19 protein-coding genes are annotated in these 17858 nt (G+C 67.5%); 8 read left to right on the top strand and 11 right to left on the bottom strand.

Annotated elements, in window-relative coordinates:
* Window positions 1-2: 2 nt before the first annotated feature.
* The 6 genes from EPL00_RS18985 to EPL00_RS18960 all read right to left on the bottom strand — a co-directional run bounded on the left by EPL00_RS18985 (window position 3) and on the right by EPL00_RS18960 (window position 4651).
* The gene (locus EPL00_RS18985) at window positions 3-188 is read right to left on the bottom strand and encodes a DUF5786 family protein (RefSeq protein WP_135853986.1); all 186 of its coding nucleotides are present in this window, start codon (window positions 186-188) and stop codon (window positions 3-5) included.
* Window positions 189-313: 125 nt separating this feature from the next.
* Complete coding sequence (tuf, locus tag EPL00_RS18980) at window positions 314-1579, bottom strand: translation elongation factor EF-1 subunit alpha (RefSeq protein ID WP_135853987.1); 1266 nt, start codon at window positions 1577-1579, stop codon at window positions 314-316.
* A 79-nt stretch (window positions 1580-1658) separates the two neighbouring features.
* Window positions 1659-2855: an MFS transporter gene (locus tag EPL00_RS18975; RefSeq protein ID WP_135853988.1), complete on the bottom strand. Its 1197-nt coding sequence runs from the start codon at window positions 2853-2855 to the stop codon at window positions 1659-1661.
* Between the two features lie 81 nt (window positions 2856-2936).
* Entirely contained in the window at window positions 2937-3368 is a 432-nt protein-coding gene (locus tag EPL00_RS18970) for a type II toxin-antitoxin system VapC family toxin (protein ID WP_135853989.1), read from the bottom strand.
* Entirely contained in the window at window positions 3368-3628 is a 261-nt protein-coding gene (locus EPL00_RS18965; protein ID WP_135853990.1) for an AbrB/MazE/SpoVT family DNA-binding domain-containing protein, read from the bottom strand. The genes EPL00_RS18970 and EPL00_RS18965 overlap by 1 nt, the downstream gene beginning before the upstream one ends.
* Window positions 3629-3691: 63 nt before the next feature.
* Window positions 3692-4651, bottom strand: coding sequence for an aldo/keto reductase (locus EPL00_RS18960; protein ID WP_135853991.1), 960 nt, complete (start codon window positions 4649-4651; stop codon window positions 3692-3694).
* A gap of 204 nt (window positions 4652-4855) precedes the next feature.
* On the opposite strand from EPL00_RS18960, the gene EPL00_RS18955 reads away from it, so the two are divergent.
* From EPL00_RS18955 to EPL00_RS18940, 4 genes are all read left to right on the top strand, one after another.
* Window positions 4856-6823 carry a methyl-accepting chemotaxis protein gene (locus EPL00_RS18955; protein ID WP_135853992.1) on the top strand — a complete coding sequence of 656 codons (1968 nt, stop codon included), beginning with the start codon at window positions 4856-4858 and terminating at the stop codon, window positions 6821-6823.
* Window positions 6824-6912: 89 nt separating this feature from the next.
* A complete protein-coding gene (locus tag EPL00_RS18950; RefSeq protein ID WP_135853993.1) occupies window positions 6913-7980 on the top strand; it encodes a zinc-dependent alcohol dehydrogenase family protein in 1068 nt (355 codons plus the stop codon).
* 97 nt (window positions 7981-8077) lie between these two features.
* Window positions 8078-9031 carry a hypothetical protein gene (locus EPL00_RS18945; protein ID WP_135853994.1) on the top strand — a complete coding sequence of 318 codons (954 nt, stop codon included), beginning with the start codon at window positions 8078-8080 and terminating at the stop codon, window positions 9029-9031.
* 283 nt (window positions 9032-9314) lie between these two features.
* Entirely contained in the window at window positions 9315-10613 is a 1299-nt protein-coding gene (locus EPL00_RS18940; protein WP_135853995.1) for a hypothetical protein, read from the top strand.
* A 135-nt stretch (window positions 10614-10748) separates the two neighbouring features.
* Here EPL00_RS18940 and EPL00_RS23670 read toward each other — a convergent pair whose 3' ends face one another.
* From EPL00_RS23670 to EPL00_RS18930, 3 genes are all read right to left on the bottom strand, one after another.
* On the bottom strand, window positions 10749-10892 hold the full coding sequence (locus EPL00_RS23670) for a hypothetical protein (RefSeq protein ID WP_202932697.1): 144 nt from the start codon (window positions 10890-10892) through the stop codon (window positions 10749-10751).
* Window positions 10893-10993: 101 nt separating this feature from the next.
* A complete protein-coding gene (locus tag EPL00_RS18935; RefSeq protein WP_135853996.1) occupies window positions 10994-12010 on the bottom strand; it encodes an FAD-dependent oxidoreductase in 1017 nt (338 codons plus the stop codon).
* A gap of 2 nt (window positions 12011-12012) precedes the next feature.
* Window positions 12013-13239 carry an ABC transporter substrate-binding protein gene (locus EPL00_RS18930; protein ID WP_135853997.1) on the bottom strand — a complete coding sequence of 409 codons (1227 nt, stop codon included), beginning with the start codon at window positions 13237-13239 and terminating at the stop codon, window positions 12013-12015.
* 187 nt (window positions 13240-13426) lie between these two features.
* Here EPL00_RS18930 and EPL00_RS18925 point away from each other — a divergent pair, with 187 nt between their 5' ends.
* Window positions 13427-14344, top strand: coding sequence for an ArsR/SmtB family transcription factor (locus EPL00_RS18925; RefSeq protein ID WP_135853998.1), 918 nt, complete (start codon window positions 13427-13429; stop codon window positions 14342-14344).
* Between the two features lie 195 nt (window positions 14345-14539).
* Window positions 14540-14770: a recombinase zinc ribbon domain-containing protein gene (locus EPL00_RS18920; protein WP_135853999.1), complete on the top strand. Its 231-nt coding sequence runs from the start codon at window positions 14540-14542 to the stop codon at window positions 14768-14770.
* A gap of 97 nt (window positions 14771-14867) precedes the next feature.
* On the opposite strand, the gene EPL00_RS18915 is transcribed toward EPL00_RS18920, so the two are convergent.
* The gene (locus tag EPL00_RS18915; protein ID WP_135854000.1) at window positions 14868-15581 is read right to left on the bottom strand and encodes a cyclase family protein; all 714 of its coding nucleotides are present in this window, start codon (window positions 15579-15581) and stop codon (window positions 14868-14870) included.
* Between the two features lie 129 nt (window positions 15582-15710).
* On the opposite strand from EPL00_RS18915, the gene EPL00_RS18910 reads away from it, so the two are divergent.
* A complete protein-coding gene (locus EPL00_RS18910) occupies window positions 15711-16361 on the top strand; it encodes a metal-dependent hydrolase (protein ID WP_202932696.1) in 651 nt (216 codons plus the stop codon).
* A gap of 4 nt (window positions 16362-16365) precedes the next feature.
* Here the strand turns inward: EPL00_RS18910 and EPL00_RS18905 are convergent, their stop codons facing one another.
* Window positions 16366-17184 (bottom strand): GNAT family N-acetyltransferase, encoded by an 819-nt coding sequence (locus EPL00_RS18905; protein ID WP_238398252.1) that lies wholly within the window; start codon window positions 17182-17184, stop codon window positions 16366-16368.
* A 283-nt stretch (window positions 17185-17467) separates the two neighbouring features.
* On the opposite strand from EPL00_RS18905, the gene EPL00_RS18900 reads away from it, so the two are divergent.
* A complete protein-coding gene (locus EPL00_RS18900) occupies window positions 17468-17803 on the top strand; it encodes a hypothetical protein (protein ID WP_135854001.1) in 336 nt (111 codons plus the stop codon).
* Window positions 17804-17858 lie beyond the last annotated feature (55 nt).

Raw genomic sequence — 17858 nt, 5'->3', positions numbered from 1 at the left:
GTCTACTCGTCGTCGTCGCCGCTGTTCTTGATGTCGTTCAACTGGTCGAGGAGTTCGTCTTGGGAGGCGTCGGAGTCGAACGAAATCTCGCCCTCGTGGGAGTTCTCGTGGACGTTCACGCCGTCGTCCTCGTCGAAGTCACTTTCTTGGTCCTTCTGCTCGGACTCGTCGTAGCTACCAAAACCCATGTTCCAACGAACTCTGTGCGCACAGTAAAATCATGCGATGTTCGCCGCCCGCCGGTTAGCACGTCGAAAATTCGTGATATTCGACTTCGGCCGCCGGAAACTGCCGACCTCGAAACCGGCGCGCGCTATCGCTCGTTGACCTCCAGTACGCGCCCCGCGGCGATAGTCTGGCCCATGTCCCGGACCGCGAAGCTCCCCAACTCCGGAATCTCCGACGAGGGTTCGATAGAGAGGGGTTTCTGCGGTCGGACCGTCACGACCGCGGCGTCGCCCGACTGCACGAAATCGGGGTTCTCCTCTTTCACTTCGCCCGACGAGGGGTCTATCTTCTGGTCGATGGACTCCATCGTGCAGGCGACCTGCGCGGTGTGGGCGTGGAAGACGGGCGTGTACCCCGCGGTGATGACCGAGGGGTGTTGCATCACGACGATTTGGGCCGTGAACGTCTCGGCGACCGTCGGCGGGTCGTCGGCCGGGCCGCACACGTCGCCGCGGTGGATGTCGTCCTTGCCGACGCCCCGGACGTTGAACCCCACGTTGTCGCCGGGCTGGGCCTCCGGGACCTCCTCGTGGTGCATCTCGATGGTCTTGACCTCGCCGCTCACGTCGCTCGGTTGGAACGACACGTCGTCACCGGTGTTCAGCACGCCCGTCTCGACGCGCCCGACCGGGACGGTCCCGATGCCCGAAATCGTGTACACGTCCTGAATCGGGAGTCGGAGCGGCGCGTCGGTCGGCGGCTCGGGTTCTTCGAGACCGTTCAACGCTTCGAGGACGAGTTCGCCGTCGTACCACTCCATGTTCCCGCTTCGCTCGACGATGTTGTCCCCCTCCAGCGCGGAGATGGGGATGAAACTCGCGTCCTCGGTGTTGAACTGGACCTGATTCAGCAGGTCCGTGACCTCGGTGACGACCTCCCGATACCGGTTCTCGTCGTACTCCACCGCGTCCATCTTGTTGACGGCCACGATGAGTTCGTTGATGCCGAGCGTGCGCGCGAGGAAGACGTGTTCTTGGGTCTGTGGCTGAACACCGTCGTCCGCGCCGACGACGAGGACCGCGTTGTCAGCCTGCGAGGCACCCGTAATCATGTTCTTCACGAAGTCGCGGTGGCCGGGCGTGTCCACGATGGTGAAGTAGTACTCGTCGGTCTGGAACTCCTGATGGGCGATGTCGATGGTCACGCCCCGCTCGCGCTCCTCGGCGAGGTTGTCCATGACGTAGGCGAACTCGAAGCCGCCCTTGCCCTTCTCCTCGGCCTCCTCTTTGTGTTGTTCGATGATGTGTTCTGGCACGCTCCCCGTCTCGTAGAGGAGTCGCCCCACGAGCGTCGATTTTCCGTGGTCTACGTGGCCGATGATGGCCAAGTTCTGATGTGGTTTCTCTGGCATGGTATCCCCCACCGTACGACTCTAGGTGTCGTCTCGCAGAGTCAATATAGCTTCCGCCGAGCGAGAGTCAGCCGATACGTCAGCGCGCGTCGGGGGCGTACCACGCCAGCACGACCCCCAACAGCGCGACGACGCCAGCGGTCCAGAACGCCGGGCGATACCCCACCGCGTCGATGATTGCGCCGCCCGCGATTGGCGCGACGAAGGCCCCCAGCAAGCCCGTGCTGGTCAACAGCGAGATGGCCGTGGTTCGGACCGCCGAGGAGGTCACTTCCGGGACGTACGTGTACAGCAGGCCGATGGAGAGTTGGACCGCGAACCCGGCGACGACGACCAGCGCGACGGCGGCCGGAACTCCCGAGACCGCGACGAACCCGACCACGGCGGGCACCGCGACGACGAACGCGCCGAGGACGACCGGGCGGCGCTCCCCGCCGAACAGGCGGTCCGAGACGGGTCCGGCGCTGGTCCGCGAGACGACGCCGACCGCGGGGAACAGCGCGGTCAACAGGCCGCTGACCGCGAGCGAGACGCCGAGGCGGTCGTTCAGGTAGCTCGGAAGCCAGCTGTTGAGGAACAGGTACAGCGAGAACGCCAGAAAGCACAGGCCGTACAGTGTCCACGCCGCCCGGTTGGTGAAGAGATTGCGGACCTCCCTCCTGCTCGGGGTCGCGGTCTCGACGCCGATTCGGCGGCCCTGCGTCGCCAACAGGAAGACGGTGACGCCGACCACCGCGATGGCGGCGAAGGCCGGGAGCGTCGCGGGCCACCCGAACGGCTCGGCGAGGAGGGGACTGCCGAACTGCCCGAGCGCGAACCCGACCGGCGCGCTCGCGGTGAACACGCCGACCGCGGTCGCACGAACGTCCGGTTCGACCGCCTGCCCGACCAGATTCGCGCCCGCGTTCCACACCAGCACGTACGAGAGTCCGCCCAAGATTCGGGAGGCGACTAGCCACCAGTAGGCCCCCGCGGTCGCGGCGACCCATCCCCACGCGCCCGCGACCAAGAGCGCGAGCGTGGCGACCGCGACGGCGCGCCGGACGCGAACGCGGTCGAGTACGACCCCGACCGGCACGCTGGCGACCACCGCGGTCAGGTACATCACGCTGACCAGCCACGACGCCCCGGTCTCGCCGACGCCGAGCGAAGTCTGGACGAGCGGGAGGACGCTCGCGGGGGCGATTTCGTACGCGCCCGCCGCGGCCGAGAGGGTGAACAGTCCGGCGACGAGACCGACAGTCTGGCGGCGCGAGGCCTCTCGGTCGTCAGTCACGAGGTCACTTTTTCGGGGCGGGTATAAAACTCCGGCTTTGGCGGAAATATCGGAGAAAATATCTGACGCTCCACGAGAGAATCAAGGCTCGAACGGGTTCGTCGCCGTTTCGAAGCGCGTGATGTCGCCGACCGCGTCGAAATCGTCGTCGAAGCTATACAGATGCTCCAACCCTTCACGGTCCATGTACGCCCATATCGTCGCGTCACCGAACGAGAGACCGTCGTATCGCTCGAACATCTCGACAGCGGTCGAGAAGTCCGTCTTCGGCGTGTGAACTAACTCGAAACCCGCCGCTTCGGTGAGACGCTCGTAGAATTTGACTGCCACTTGATGCCGTTTGCGCTCGTGGAGATAGTTCAACGTCTCCGTCAGGACGTAGTTCGTGACCCGCATCGTCGGCAGGTCGCCGTGGTCGGCCGCATCTACGATAGCACTCGCCGCGTCGTGATTCGCGTCTCGGGAACTCACGCGAGCGACGAGTACGTTCGTGTCGATAACCGCGACAGCCATCACCGCACCTCGTCGTATTTGTTCTCGACACCTGCAACGTCGTGGTCGTTAGCAACGTCCGTTTCGCCCATATCTACGGCCTCGAAGTCCTCGAACGCTCCGTACCGTTGTTTGACGACTTGGACTACGAGGTCACCGTCGTCGGTAACTGCCCAATCGAGTTTGTCGCCCGGCTGGATGTCGAGTCGATTTCGAATCGCCGCCGGAACCGTGACCGAGTAGTGATCGTTGATGGTCGTCTGCTCTCCGTTCGTTGCCATACGTAACAGTCGTTACTCGACCGTCTTAAACCTCATGTGGTGGTTCATGAGGAGCGTCGGGTTTCACTCGTACGCCTCTCGAATCCGCTCGAACTGGTCGTCAGAGAGCGACACCTCGCTCGCGCCCAGATTCTCCTCCAGTTGGTCGGGCGTCCGCGCGCCGACGATGGGGATACACTGGAACTCGCGCTGGTCGGCCAGCCACCGGAGCGAGACCTGCGCGGGCGTGGCGTCGGTCTCGTCGGCGACCGCGCGAACCTCGTCCAGCACGTCCCACTGGCGCTCGTCGAACCGGTTCTTCCAGTCGTAGAGGTCGCCCCGCGACCCCTCCGGACCGTCGCCGTCGCGCTCGTACTTGCCAGTCAGGAACCCGCCTTCCAGCGGCGAGTAGGGACAGACCGCGAGGTCTTGGTCGGCGCACACGTCGAGGTAGTCGGCCACGGGGTCGCGGTAGGCCGCGTTGAACCGGGGTTGGGTCACCTCGAAGCGTTCCAGTCCCTCTACGTCGCTGGTCCAGAGCGCCTTGGTCAACTGCCACGCGGCCATCGAACTCGCGGCGAGGTAGTTGACCTTCCCCTCGCGCACGAGGTCGTGAAGGGTTTGGAGGGTCTCCTCGATGGGCGTCTCGTCGTCCCACCGGTGGATGTAGTACACGTCGAGGTACTCCGTCCCGAGGCGTTCGAGCGTCCCTCGAATCTGGCTCCGAATGTGCTTGCGCGAGAGGCCGCCGTCGTTCGGGCCGTCGCCGACCCCGAAGTAGACCTTCGAGGCCAGCACGAACTCCTCGCGGTCGTAGTCCGAGAGCCAGTCGCCTATCCACTCCTCGGCGGTGCCGTTGGGGTCGCCGTAGACGTTCGCGGTGTCAATGAAGTTGACCCCCTCGTCCCACGCCGCGTCCAGCAGGTCGAAGGCGGTCGAACGGTCGGTCTCGACGGTCCCGTCGGTCTCCTTGGCGAAGCGCCACGTCCCGAAGCAGATTTCCGAGACCTTCGTTCCCGTGGACCCGAGTTTGACGTACTCCATGCTCCTCGTGTCGGCGGGTTCGGCCTTAGTTCTGTGCGTCGGCGGCGGACGGCGATATCGAACGCGGTCGCGCGGGAACCGGGCGGTCGTGCGGTCGCGGACCCGACCTCGACATCTCAGATTCGACGGAAATGTTGGATTAGAACAAAGATTCTACGGCATTTAGTCCAAATGTTTTTTGTTCGGCAATCCTCGGAAACGTACATGGCGGAGACCGAACCCGACGCTCGCGGGGCCGAAGCCCGAGCGAGCGGGTGGCGGCGAACGATTCGAGAGTACGTCAAGTACACGCCGGACGGCCAGTCAATCCCCGAGGAGACGTGGCGAACTCGCCACCGGAACGTCCTCGCGTTCCTCGTCGCACACGTACCCGTCCTCCTCGCGTTAGGTCTCTACGAGGGCACCGAGTCGGTCACGGGCGCGACCATCCCCAGCATTCCGCTCTCGTCGGTCCTCCTCGAACTCGGCGTCATCGTCGCGCTCGCGCTGTTGGCGAGTTGGCCGGGGTTCGAGCGGCGAACCCGGACGGCCCTCGCGACGGCCGGACTGACGTTCTCTTGTTCCGTCCTCGTCCACTTCTCGGGCGGCTTCATCGAGGCGCACTTCCACTTCTTCGTCGTGATGGCCGTGGTCGCCGTTTACGAGGACTGGGTTCCCTTCTTGCTGGGCATCGTGTTCGTCGCCGTCCAGCACGGCTACTTCGGGATGATAGACCCGAGTCGCGTCTACAACCACGCCGCCGCCATCAACAACCCGTGGGCGTGGGCGGTCATCCACGCGGCGTTCGTCGTGGCGCTCGCGGCGGCGCTGATGACTCACTGGTACTCGACCGAACGCTCCCGCGAGGAGACCCGCCAGCAACTCGAACGGACCCGCGAGAAGACCGCGCAGGTCGAGACCCTCGAACAGAAGCAGGCGGAACTCGAAGCCGCGCGGGCGGAAGCCGAGGAGGCCAAGCGCGAAGCCGAGGAGGCCAAAGCCGAGGCGGAGGCCCGACAGGAGGCGGTCGAACGACTGAACGACCACCTCGAAACCAAGGCCGAGGCATACAGCGCCGCGATGGCGCGGGCGGCCGACGGCGACCTCGGCGTCCGGTTGGACCCCGACAGCGAGAGCGAGGCGATGACCGAGATCGCCGAGGCGTTCAACGAGATGCTGGCGGAGACCGAATCCGCGATGGCCGACATCCAGTCGTTCGCCCGCGAGGTCGCGGCCACGAGCGAGGAGGCCGACGCCGGGACCGAGGAGATAGAGCAGGCCAGCGAGGAGGTCAACGACGCGATTCGGGAGATAGCGACCGGCGCGGACGACCAGCGCCGGATGCTCGGCGAGGTCTCGACGGCGATGAACGACATCTCGGCGGCCATCGAGGAGGTCGCCGCCTCCGCGGAGACCGTGGCCGAGACCTCGACCGAGACGGCCGCGGTCGCCGACGACGCCGAAGCGACCGCGCGGGAGGCCATCGAGAGCGCCCGCGAGGTCGAGGAGGCCATCGACGCGACCGTCGAGAACGTCGCGGCGCTGGACGACCGGATGGCCGAAATCGGCGACATCGTGGAACTCATCGGCGACATCGCCGAGCAGACGAACATGCTCGCACTGAACGCCAACATCGAGGCCGCGCGCGCCGGAACCGGGGACGCCGACGGGAACGGAGAGGGGTTCGCGGTCGTCGCCGAGGAGGTCAAGCAGTTGGCCGACGAGACCCGCGAGTCGGCCGGGGAGATAGAACAGCTCATCGGGGAGGTCCAGTCCCAGACCGACCGGACCGCCGACGAGGTGGCGTCGGCCCAGCGACACGTCGAGGAGTCCGTCGAGGCGGTCCGGGAGGTCGCGGACGCGTTCGCTCGCGTCCGGGAGAACGCCGAGGACACCGACGACGGCGTCCGGGAGATACGCGACGCGACCGACGACCAAGCCGACAGCGCCGAGCAGGCGGTGTCGATGGCCGACGAGGCCGCGGACATCAGCCGCTCGACCGCCGAAGCGGTCGAGAGCGTCTCCGCGACCGCCGAGAAACAGGCCTCGTCGGCCTCGCAGGTCAGCGCCAACGCGGCGTCGCTCACCGACCGGGCCGAACGCCTCCAGTCGCTCGTCTCGGCGTTCCGGGTCGGAGACGCGGCGGGCCGGGACGCCGACGCGGACGCGCCACCGCGGGTCGATTCGGCGTAGCGCGGCCGTTCGTCGTCCTCCCGAGCGAGCGGTTCGTCGCCGTCGTCCGACCCCACCGATTTAATTCCGACCGCGGGAAACACACGTCCATGAGAGCCGCAGTCCTGCGCGAGTACGGCGACCTCCTCGAAATCGAGCAGGTCCCCGACCCCGACCCCGACGCTCACGGCGTCGTAATCGAGACCGAGGCGTGTGGCATCTGCCGGAGCGACTGGCACGCGTGGCAGGGCCACGGCGAGTGGGCCGACGACCGGGTCCCCGAGGGCCAGATTCTCGGCCACGAACCCGCCGGGCGCGTCGTCGCCACCGGCTCCGCCGTCGAACGATTCGCCGAGGGCGACCGCGTCGCGGTCCCGTTCAACCTCGGCCGAGGAGACTGCGAGAACTGCCGGAACGGGCACGGTAACGTCTGCGAGGACGGCATCGCGCTCGGGTTCGAGGAGGCCGCGCCCGGCGCGTTCGCCGAGCGGGTCCACGTCCCCTACGCCGACTACAACGCCGTCGCGTTGCCCGAGAACGTCTCGCCGGTCGAAATGGCCGGACTGGGCTGTCGGTTCGCCACGGCGTACCACGGGTTGGCCCACCGCGCGGACGTGACGCCCGGCGACTGGGTGGCGGTCCACGGCTGTGGCGGCGTCGGTCTCTCGGCGGTCCACGTCGCGGACGCGCTGGGCGCGACCGTCGTCGCGGTCGATTTGAGCGAGGAGAAGCTGGCGAAGGCCCGCGAATTGGGTGCCGACGAGACGGTGAACGCCGAGCGTGTCGTGGACGTGCCCGCGGCCGTCCGGGACCTCACCGACGGTGGTCGCGGTGCCCACGTCTCGGTGGACGCGCTCGGCGTCGCCGAGACCTGCCGGAACTCGGTCGCTTGCCTGCGAAAGCGCGGCCAGCACCTCCAGTTGGGGCTGACGACCGACGCCGAGCGCGGGGAGGTCTCGCTCCCGACCGACGCGATGACGATGAACGAGATTACCTTCCTCGGCTCGCGGGGGATGCCGCCGACCCGGTACGGCGAACTCCTCCGGATGATGGACCGCGGCGTGGTGTCGCCCGCCGAACTGGTCACGAACGAGGTCGCGCTCGACGCCGTGCCCGACCGCCTCGCCGCGATGAGCGACTACGGCACGGTCGGCATCGAGGTCGTCACGGAGTTCTGACGACAGGCCACTGATCGGGTTCGTGGACTTCCCGAACGGCTGGACTCGGTGGTAACCACCCGATAACAATACCAGCACCTGCCCTACCTCGCAGGCGATGAGTGGCCAGCAATCGACGCCGACCCGGCGGGCGGTGCTGTCGGCCGTCGGCACGACGCTCGCGGCCGGAGCGGTCGGCACCGCGGCGACCGGCGCGGTCGGGACCGACGAGACCGAACGCCGAACCGCGACCAGCCAGTACCGCCTCGTGCAGGGCGAGGAGTGCGTGCCGGTCCGTCCGCTCCGGGGCCAGTTGCCGGTCGAGACGTTCTACGACTACCAACTCCCCGAGAAGTACGTCAGCGACGACAACGGCGCGTCGGTCGGCGACGCCGCCACCTACGGCTCGGCGGGCACCGCCGACCTCCAGCGCCCCCGGACCAGCGTCGCGTTCCTCTATCAGGGACCGACGGGGCTGAGCCTCGTGGTCGTCCACGGGAGTCTGGACTCCTCGGCGGGCGGGAGCGCGACGTTCCGGATTTCGGGCCTCCCCGAGAGCGGCGCGTGGGTGGTCAAGGACGACCGCTACCGCGACCCTGACGGTGACCCCGCGCCCTCGAACTACGACCGGTGGGCGACCGAGGGCACGGAGCATCGCATCGACTGGACGTGGGGAAGCGGCGGCACTGACGGCGGCGCGTTCCGCGGTCTCGGAGAGGAGTTCGAGGTCGCGGTGGCCCCGGCGTTCGGCGAGGAGGCCGCCCTCCACGAGAAGCATTACGAGGGAACCGTCACCGACTGGGAGTTCCTGTCCGGCTCCGCGGGCGTCTCGAAGCGTATCTCGCTCGGGATGGACGAGCCGATACGACTCGCCACCGGCGAGTGCGAGAGCGAGGACGACGAGAGCGGCGACGACGACGAGGAGCGCGGCGACGACAGCGACGGCTACGCGGTCTGTCACCGGCCGCCGGGCAACCCCGACAACGCCCGCACGATTCGCGTCGGGAGCGAGTCGGCCGTCGAGGCCCACCTCGGCCACGGCGATTCGCGGGGACCGTGCGGCGACGGGTAGCGGAAACGTGCAGGCTCGCCCGGACAATTCTAAATCATTCTATAGAGTGGATGAATCGTTGTCTATTGGGGTCTCTCCCGCGTTCCTCAGCGCCGAGGCACCTTCGGGCCGGGCGACCACTTTTCGACTGCCGACCGCTTCGCGGCCACCGGCCACTTCGCGACTACTGGCCCCTCCGCGTCCGCCGACCTCGCCGAAAAACCGACGCCTATCCCCGAGGTAGGCGACGAATATTGTGGCTAGGCCGGATATAACTTTGATTCTCTTTCCCGTTGCCGGGAGTATGGTCCGCGAGAACTCCCGACGACGGTTCCTGAAACGAGGAGTCGCCGCTGGCGTCGCACCGTTGCTCGGCGGTCCGGCCGCCGCCGCCGAGCGAGCGCCCGTCGAGCGAGCGCCCGCCGAGAGAGCCACCGACGCGCCCCGACTTTCCGAATCCCTCCGTATCGAGAGCGACGGCGGCGGGTTCGCCGCCTACGAGTTCACCGTCAGCGGCGACCTCCGGCAGAAGGACAGCGGCGACCGCGTGTCCGGCGGTCGCGCCGCGGGCAACGTCGGCCCGGAGCGCGGTGCCGACGCGTTCGAGTACTCGGGGTCGATTACCGGCCTCGTCCTCGCGGGTCCGGCGACGCTCTACCGAAACGGGTCGGAAGTCGCGGCGTCGTCGTTCCCCCGTCCCGCAGGGTCGCTGACCGGCGCGGACTTCGATTCGGGGTCGGGCACCGACCGACTCCGCGTCGAGAGCGACGGCGGCGGCGTCGCGGCCTACGAGTTCGCGGCCGAGGAGTCCGTCCGGCAACTCGACAGCGGCGATACGGTGGACGGGACCCGAGCGGTCGGCCACGTCGGTCCCGAGGGCGGGACCGACGAGTTCGAGGTGACGGGAGCCATCACGGCGTTCGCGCTCGCCGGTCCCGCCACGGTGTACTGGAACGGGACCGAGGTGTCGTCCGGGGACTCCTCGCCGACCGTCTCGCGGGCCAGTCCGAGCCAGCGAGTCACGGTCCGACCCGATACGCCGGTGCTGTTCGAGACCGACGCCGCCGACTACCCCGGCGACTACGTGAACGCCGAGTGGTACGTGGACGGCGACCGGCGCGTCGGCCCCGACCTGTTCTACGACCACCTCGGCACCCCCGAGCGCGCGACGTTCACCCACCGCTTCGACTCGGCGGGGACCTACCGGATTCGGTCGGAGGTCTACCGCGAGGGCGACTCCTCCCAAGAGGGCGACGACCCCATCGACGCCGTGGAATGGACCGTCGAGGTCGGCCCCGACGGGAATCGCGCGCCGGTGGTCGAGCGCGTCAGCCCGCAGGCCCGCACCCTCCGGACCGCCCGCGAGACCACCGAGAACGTCGCGTTCGAGGTCGCCGCGACCGACGCCGACGGCGAACTCGACCGAATCGTCTGGTGGATAGCGCAGGGCGACGACGTTCACGCCGTCTCGCGGGTCTCGGGCGAGTACGACACCGCGAGCGTCACCTACGACATCGACCCCGGTTTCCCCTTCGGCGCGTACGCCATCGACGCGCGGGGTGCCGTCTCGCGCTGGCGCGGGTGGACCGTCGAGCGCGAGTGAGCGTCGGGGCGAGCGTCAGAACGGGCGAGCGTCGGGGCGAGCGTCAGAACGAGCGTGTGTCGGAACGAGTAGGCCCACGCGAGAACGAACCGACGTGTCCGTAAACGAAAGCGAAAACGAAACCGTAAACGCTAGCTACGACGACCCCCAGTCCGAGATGCCGAGTACGGCGTCGCAGTCCGGACAGGTCCAGACTTTCGGCGTGCTGGCGCGGTCTGCCTGCTCCAGTCGCTCGGCCCACTCGCTGATGTCGGACTCGCAGTTCGGACACAGTGCCATGCCGCGTGCTACCACAGTTCTCGGCTTGTAGCTTTGGGCAGTAGTCGGAAGTCGGGCGAGTTGCGCCGCTCCGTCTCGGGACCGCGGTCGTCGCCGACCGACTACTCGCCGCGCGAATCGACCGCCTCAGCGGCGTACTCGGCGACGGTCTCGTCGTCCATCGCGTCGAGGAGTCGTCCGGTGCCGACTATCTCGACCAGTCGTTCGAGGCCCCGCTCGGACTGTTCGCGGACCTCCTCGTCGGTCCGGCGCGTCGCGAACTCGCGGTCGATGTATGTCTCGCGCAGGTCGGCCAGTCGGTCGTCGTCCACCTCATAGTCGTCGCCGACCTCGTTTTCGAACCACTCGCGCCAGCGGTCCCGGTCGGCCCACTCGCCGGAGAACTCCGCGTCCCGACGGAGCCAATCGTAGTGAGCGGCGACGCCTTCCGGGTAGCCCTGCTCGCGTCGGTGGTCTTCGATGAGGTGGCGCGCGACGTGCGCGCCGTTCCCGGCGGCGACGATGGCCTGCGCGCTTCGCGCGTCGGCGGGCGACGCGACGTACAGTCCGTCCACCGGCGTCCGGCCGTCGTCGTCGGCGTACTCCGGGTCGAAACGCTCCTCGACCTCGCCGTGATGCTCGTGTTCTTCGAACATCTCGTCGTCGCCGAGCGCCCGGAGATACGACCCGTCGTACCACGCCGCGACCACGACGTACTCGGTCCTGACGCGCCGACCGGCTTGGGTCTCCACGACGAAGCGCGACTCGTCGTCGCCGTCGCGGTTATCATCGTCGTCGCCATCGTCGCCGTCCTCACCGTCGCGCTCGACCGAGACGACCGTCTCGGGAACGATGTCGCACCCCGATTCCTCGGCGTGGGCGTGCATCAACTCGTGGAAGGTGTCGATGTCGATTCCCGCCGGGAAGCCCAGATAGTTCTCCAAGTAGGCGCACCGCTGGAGCGCCGCGTTCCCGCGGTCGAAGACGGTCGTGTCGAGACCGTACCGCCCGGTGAACACGCCCGCTGAACAGCCCGCGGGTCCGCCGCCGACCACGACGACCGTCGTTTCGTCGAGGAGGTCCGTCGCCGAACCTTCGTCCGCGTTCGCTCCCGTCCCATCGTCGGACGCTCCGCCCATCGTCAGAACTCCCCGTTCACGATGTCGGCGACGCGCTGGCGGTCGAACAGTTCGTCGCTCGCGTCGTACAGTTGCGCCGCGGTCCGCTCGGTGAGGACGAGGTTCGTGATGGGGCCTTGATAGAGGCTCCCCGCGCGGTACACGTCGCCGTTCTGTACCGCGGTGAGCGCGCTCGCCGTGTCGTCGTTCTTCAGGAACTCGACCACGGTGTTCCGGAACTCCTGCTCGCTCTTGGCCTCGTACCCGCGGAGCATCAGTACCTCGGGGTCTACCTCCAGTAGCGTTTCGAGGTCGATGGCCGCGCGACTCCCGTGGAAGTCCTTCACGTCCGAGTCCGCGAGCGCGTCGCCGACGCCGAGGTCCCGTAGATGTTTGAAGCCCGTGCCCTCGCCGATGATGTAGGGGTAGAACTTCTCCGGTTTCTCGCCGACGCCCCAGAGGACCGCGGCGGACGGCCGCTCGCTCTCCGACGGAACGACCGAATCGAGGTTCGACTGGAACTGGTCGTGGAGCGACGAGAACTCCTCGTAGCGGTCGGTCGCTCCGAACACCGTCGCCAGCTTCTCGAACGCCTCGTAGAGCGTGTAGTACCGGTAGTCGGAGTGCCACGGGTAGTGCTGGGCGTAGATGCAGTTGCCGAACATCGGCGCGACGTTCTCCGTTATCTCGTCCACGTCGGCCTGCTCCCAGCCCTTGAATCGGTTCTGGAGGAAGTTCGGGTCCATGACGTGAACGTCGGCGTCGAGTTCGTAGAACAGTTCCTTGCTGACGCCGTCTTGGTAGAGCGACACCATGTCGCTCTTGTCCACCGAGACGCCGGGAATCTCGTCGTAGTACTGGGTGTGGTACCGATTGGTGAGCCAGAGCGCCTTCGGCGGTTCGCGCCCGAGCGCGATGCCCATGTCGGCCCAACTGCCGTTGTTGGCGACCCACGTTTCGGGAACCGACTCGAAGGTTACGTCGCCGACCGGTGCCATCGAGACCGTGTAGGAGCCGTCGTCCGCCGTCGTCGTCTCCGACTCGGCGGTCTCCGTCTCGGTCTCCGTTTCCGTCTCGGCCGCGGTCGTTTCGGCTCGGGTCGTCGTCTCCTGTCCGGTCGTCGTCGCCGTCGAACCGGCGTCGCTCCCGCCGACACAGCCCGCGAGGAGTCCCCCGCCGACTATCGCTCCGCCGTACTTCAGACAGTCGCGTCGCGTCGATTCGCCGCCGCGGTGAGCGTCGCGTTCCATACGTTTAGGCTACCCTAAATCATTAAACGTCTTCCGGTTTTTAGGCACACCTAACTCATAACGGACCGACGACAAGAACGGCCGAGAGAGAACGATAGCCGATTCGACGCCCGAAGACGCCACTGCGACCAATGCTCCTGAATCCGGAGACGCAAAATTATAACCCCGACGCCTGCAACGAGTCGGTATGGCCGACCTCCTGCCCTCCAGCCCCGACCCCTCGGCCGGTGACGGGGGTGAACCCAAAGTCGTCGGCGTGGACAGCGACGACGCCGACGACCTCCTCGCGGCCCTCCAATCCGAGACGGCCCGCGACCTGCTGGCCGCGCTGTACGACGACCCCGCGACGCCCTCCGAACTCGCCGACGAGGCCGACACGTCCATCCAGAACGTGCGCTATCACCTCGAACGCCTGACCGACGCCGACCTCGTGGAAGTCGTCGATACCGTCTACTCGGAGAAGGGCCGCGAGATGAAGGTGTACGCGCCCGCCGCGAAACCGCTGGTCGTCTTCGCTGGCGGCGACGATGACGCGCCCGGACTCGAATCCGCCCTCTCCAGCCTGCTCGGCGGCCTCGGCGTGTTGGGCCTGTCGAGTCTCGCCGTCCAGCGGCTGTTCGGCGGCCCGAACGCGGTCGGCTCCTCGCTCACCGACCGCGAGTGGCAGGGACAGTCGGTCGCCGGGACGACCGAGGAGGACCCCGCGGTCGGACTGAACGCGACCGAGGAGGTGACCGCCGACGCCGCGACGACCACCCCGGAGGCGGCCACGACGCGCCCCGAGGCCACCGGAACCGCGGCCGAGACCCGGACCGAAATCGAGACCGGAACCGAAGCGATGCGAACTGAAGCGACCCGGACCGAAGCGACGGGGGCCGACGCGACGCCCACCACGGCCGAGGAGGTCCCCACCGGCGCGGACGCGACCGAGACCGTGCTGGAGGCGACTCGGACCGTCGCCGAGGAGGCGACGACCACGGTGGCCTCGTCCGGCGGGACCTCCGGCGCGGCGACGAGCGGTCTCCCGCCGGGGGTGGTCTTCTTCCTCGGGGGACTCGTGGTTCTCCTCGCGCTCGGGGTCGCGTGGTACCTCCGCGCCCGGTGAGAAATATAACTGCGATTACATTTATATAACTGCGATTACATTTCGTCGCGCCGCGCCGTCGCCCGCGCGAGGCCACCGCAGGACGGCGCGAGGCCGAATTCGATTCGAGCGTCCCGGAGCTAAATTTTCGGGGAACCTTCCCGGACGTGGGGAAAAACGGTGGGTCTTTAATATGATGCCCCGTGATGTTAGCGTATGGAACAACTCCTCGAGAGCCGAGAGACCAGCACCGACGACGTAGACCTTTCACGCGGCGCGGACGACTTCGACTCCCTGCTGTTCTGCGGACGATGCGGGGAGCGATTTCAGGCCGCGGCGGCCACCGACGACGGGTGGTACTACCGATGCCCGAACGAGGACTGCGACGCGGAGGGCATCCACGAGGACCTCTATCCGGTGAAAGACGTACTGCCATCGACACACTGACTCCGAATCGGCGGGCGGCCTCGGTCGGCCACCTCGCCGCGTCGCTCCGTCACGGCGTCGCCACCGTATCGCGTCACGGCGTCGCCATCACACCGCGTCACCACGTTGCCACCGCTCGGACGGGCGACCCGTCAGCGGCCGCCAGCGCGAGCGGGTAGGCTCGCAGTTCGAACCGCTCGGGGAGTCCAGCCAGTCCGGTCAGGTTCTCCACGACCAACCGGTCGCTCCCGAGGAGTTCCCGATGCGCGGGGACGCCCTCCGGTTCGGTCTCCTCGGCCGTTTCGCGCTCGCTCGGCGACGGGTCGGGACTCAGCGCGTCCATCCCGACGTGGAAGCCCCGGTCGGCGCAGGTCGCCGCCGCCTCGCGGGTCAGATACGGGTGGTCGAAGTATCGGTCGGTGCCCCAGTGGTCGGCCCACCCGGTGCGGAAGACGACCATCTCGGCTCTCGCTGTTCCACTCTTCGCTGTTCCATTCGTCTCCATTCCATTCGTCTCAGTTCTCCCGCGCTCGCTCTCGCGCTCGGGCACCATCTCGGAACCGATGGGTTCGCGCGCGCCGACGCCTGAGCAGTCCACGAGTCGCGCCTCGAAGGCGAACTCCTCGACGCCGAACGCGTCTAAATTCTTCCCGTCGGGTTCGGTGTGGCTCGGCGCGTCCACGTGGGTCCCCGAGTGGGTCCCGAGTCGCCACTCGGTGACGCGGTAGCCGTCCTCCTCGTGGGTCGCCGCGGGCGTCGATTCGACCGGCGGGTCGCCGGGGTACACCGTCGCGTCGGCGTCGAGCGACTGGGAGAGGTCGCGGGTTGGCATGCCTCGACGGTGGCGCTCCTCGGATTTCAGCCTCCGGATTCGTCGGTTCGATTTATCGCGTCCACTTCCTGATGTGGTACGGCCTAACACGACACGCATTTATCGCCCCGAGACTTACGCGTCGCTCACATGATGGCGACCACCCACGCCCTGTTCGGCGTCGTCCTCGCGACCGCGACGGCCGCCGTCGCGCCCGAGTTCGCGCCCGTCGCGTTCGTCGCGGGCGTCGCCGGGAGCGTGTTCCCCGACTTCGACCTCTACGCTGGCCACCGCCGGACCCTCCACTACCCGGTGTACTATGCGGTCGCCGCGGTCCCCGCGGTCGCGCTCGCGGCCGTCGCGCCGGTCGCCGAGACGGTCGCGCTCGCGCTGTTCCTCGCCGGGGCCGCGGCCCACTCGCTGATGGACGTGTTCGGGGGCGGCCTCGAACTCCGGCCGTGGGAGGCCGAGTCCGACCGCGCGGTCTACGACCACTTCAACGGAAGGTGGGTCGCTCCTCGGCGCTGGATTCGCTACGACGGCGCGCCCGAGGACCTGCTCGTGGCTGGCGTCTTCGCCGCGCCCGCGTTCGTCGCGTGGTCCGGGACGCCCCGGACCTTCGTCGCGGCGGTGCTGGCGGTCTCGGCGGCCTACGCCCTCGCCCGGAAACCGCTGGCGATGCTGGCGGAACTCCTCGTCCCGCGCGTGCCGCCGACGCTCCGCTCGCGGCTTCCCGAGCGATTCCGCGCCGCTGACGGTGACGCGGCCGAATCGCCCCCGCGGGTCCAGAGCGGCGACTGACCGTTCACTCGTCGCTCCTCGTCGTCGCGGCCTCGTTCTCGGTCAGGGTCTCGTTCTCGGTCGGGGTCGCGGCCCGGTTCTCGGTCGGGGTCTCGTTTTCTCTCGTCGCCTCGTTCTCTCCGGTCGCGGTCCGGAACTGCTCGCGCGAGATGGTGTAGCGGTGCAGGTCGCCGACCTCGCCGTCCCGCGGGAAGAAGTCCCGGAGGACGCCGTCGTGTTGGCCGCCGAATCGCTCGACGTACTTCTCGATGGCCCGGCGTGACCGTTCGTTGCCCGTGCGGTGGGACGCGCCGACGAGTTCGAGGTCGAGGAGGTCGAAGGCCAGTTCCAGTAGGGCGGCCGCGCGTTCGCCGGAGTACTCCCGGCCCCAGAAGGGCTTGCGGAGCCAGATGCCGAGTTCGGCCGACCGGCGGTCCCAGTCGAAGTCGAGGCTCGTCGTGCCCACCAGTTCGCCGGTCGCGTCGTTCGCGCCGGTCGCGTCGTTCGCGTCGGTCGCATCTTCCGGGTCGGTGGTGGCCTCGTCGTCGCGCGCGAAGATAGCGTAAGTCGCCTGCTCGCGGTCGTCCCACTGCCGTTCCACGTCCACGAGGAAGTCGTGGGTGTCCTTGGGCGTCTCGTGGGGGTCCCACATCGCGTACTCGCTGACCTCGCTCATGTGCGGTGCCCCGGCGCGCATGTGCCGATAGAGTTGCGCGGTCGGCACCGTGGCCCGCGAGAGACGGACGAGTCGCAGGCGCTCGGTTTCGATTTCGTGGGGGAACACGACCGGAGTTGGCCGCCCGTAGGGATGGGTGCTTCGGCCCGCGACGCGCTCGGCGGTCAACTATCGGGTCGCCGAAGGAAACTCGTCACTGCGTGGTACTTCGCGTCGCGGCGTCAGAATCCAGTTTGGGAGTAGTGATGTCGGGATACCAGCCCGGAATGACAGACACTGACTACCAATCAGGCCTGTGTTCCTACCTTTTCGCCGACAGTTATTAATCTATGCGTTCGTACAAGTTCCGAAAGTATAGATAACTAACAATCGCGTCTGACGGTCGATACGTCACTTTCAGTTTCACTCCGCTTGGCTCACCGCTTTAGTCGTCGCCCCCGTGGTCTCGAACATGGCTAGTTCGGCCGCGCCCACGGGAAACACGGAACTGTTCGACCGACTCTGCGAGGCCATCGCCCGCGAGGAGGGCGGCGGCGACGTGTACCTGAAAGCCGCCCACCTGTTGCGCCGGGACAACGGCGCGTACTCGCTGGTCGGCCTCGAAGCGGGCGGCGGGCGCGCGGTCTACCACTACGAGGGGGTGTTCTCGTCGGTCATGCCCTTCGACGCGGAAGGCGTCCGACAGGACGAGGCCGAGACCCTCGCGCGCAACGAGAACGTCCGTGAGAGTCTCGAACGCGTCTCTTACTCGTGGGTCCGCCCCGACTACCGGGACCTGCTGGACTGACCCCCGAAACCAAACCCTTTTGACGAATTGGTATGTCTTCCCAAGTCAATGTCAA

It is taken from the genome of Halorussus salinus, assembly GCF_004765815.2.
GTDB lineage: Archaea > Halobacteriota > Halobacteria > Halobacteriales > Haladaptataceae > Halorussus > Halorussus salinus.
This window is presented reverse-complemented; position numbering and strand designations above follow the sequence as displayed.

What these genes read in the sequence shown, in the direction of transcription:
- EPL00_RS18985 (WP_135853986.1), bottom strand. Translation starts at nt 188, where the DNA reads ATGGGTTTTGGTAGCTACGACGAGTCCGAGCAGAAGGACCAAGAAAGT.
- tuf (WP_135853987.1), bottom strand. Translation starts at nt 1,579, where the DNA reads ATGCCAGAGAAACCACATCAGAACTTGGCCATCATCGGCCACGTAGAC.
- EPL00_RS18970 (WP_135853989.1), bottom strand. Translation starts at nt 3,368, where the DNA reads ATGGCTGTCGCGGTTATCGACACGAACGTACTCGTCGCTCGCGTGAGT.
- EPL00_RS18965 (WP_135853990.1), bottom strand. Translation starts at nt 3,628, where the DNA reads ATGGCAACGAACGGAGAGCAGACGACCATCAACGATCACTACTCGGTC.
- EPL00_RS18960 (WP_135853991.1), bottom strand. Translation starts at nt 4,651, where the DNA reads ATGGAGTACGTCAAACTCGGGTCCACGGGAACGAAGGTCTCGGAAATC.
- EPL00_RS18955 (WP_135853992.1), top strand. Translation starts at nt 4,856, where the DNA reads ATGGCGGAGACCGAACCCGACGCTCGCGGGGCCGAAGCCCGAGCGAGC.
- EPL00_RS18950 (WP_135853993.1), top strand. Translation starts at nt 6,913, where the DNA reads ATGAGAGCCGCAGTCCTGCGCGAGTACGGCGACCTCCTCGAAATCGAG.
- EPL00_RS18945 (WP_135853994.1), top strand. Translation starts at nt 8,078, where the DNA reads ATGAGTGGCCAGCAATCGACGCCGACCCGGCGGGCGGTGCTGTCGGCC.
- EPL00_RS18940 (WP_135853995.1), top strand. Translation starts at nt 9,315, where the DNA reads ATGGTCCGCGAGAACTCCCGACGACGGTTCCTGAAACGAGGAGTCGCC.
- EPL00_RS23670 (WP_202932697.1), bottom strand. Translation starts at nt 10,892, where the DNA reads ATGGCACTGTGTCCGAACTGCGAGTCCGACATCAGCGAGTGGGCCGAG.
- EPL00_RS18935 (WP_135853996.1), bottom strand. Translation starts at nt 12,010, where the DNA reads ATGGGCGGAGCGTCCGACGATGGGACGGGAGCGAACGCGGACGAAGGT.
- EPL00_RS18930 (WP_135853997.1), bottom strand. Translation starts at nt 13,239, where the DNA reads ATGGAACGCGACGCTCACCGCGGCGGCGAATCGACGCGACGCGACTGT.
- EPL00_RS18925 (WP_135853998.1), top strand. Translation starts at nt 13,427, where the DNA reads ATGGCCGACCTCCTGCCCTCCAGCCCCGACCCCTCGGCCGGTGACGGG.
- EPL00_RS18920 (WP_135853999.1), top strand. Translation starts at nt 14,540, where the DNA reads ATGGAACAACTCCTCGAGAGCCGAGAGACCAGCACCGACGACGTAGAC.
- EPL00_RS18915 (WP_135854000.1), bottom strand. Translation starts at nt 15,581, where the DNA reads ATGCCAACCCGCGACCTCTCCCAGTCGCTCGACGCCGACGCGACGGTG.
- EPL00_RS18910 (WP_202932696.1), top strand. Translation starts at nt 15,711, where the DNA reads ATGATGGCGACCACCCACGCCCTGTTCGGCGTCGTCCTCGCGACCGCG.
- EPL00_RS18900 (WP_135854001.1), top strand. Translation starts at nt 17,468, where the DNA reads ATGGCTAGTTCGGCCGCGCCCACGGGAAACACGGAACTGTTCGACCGA.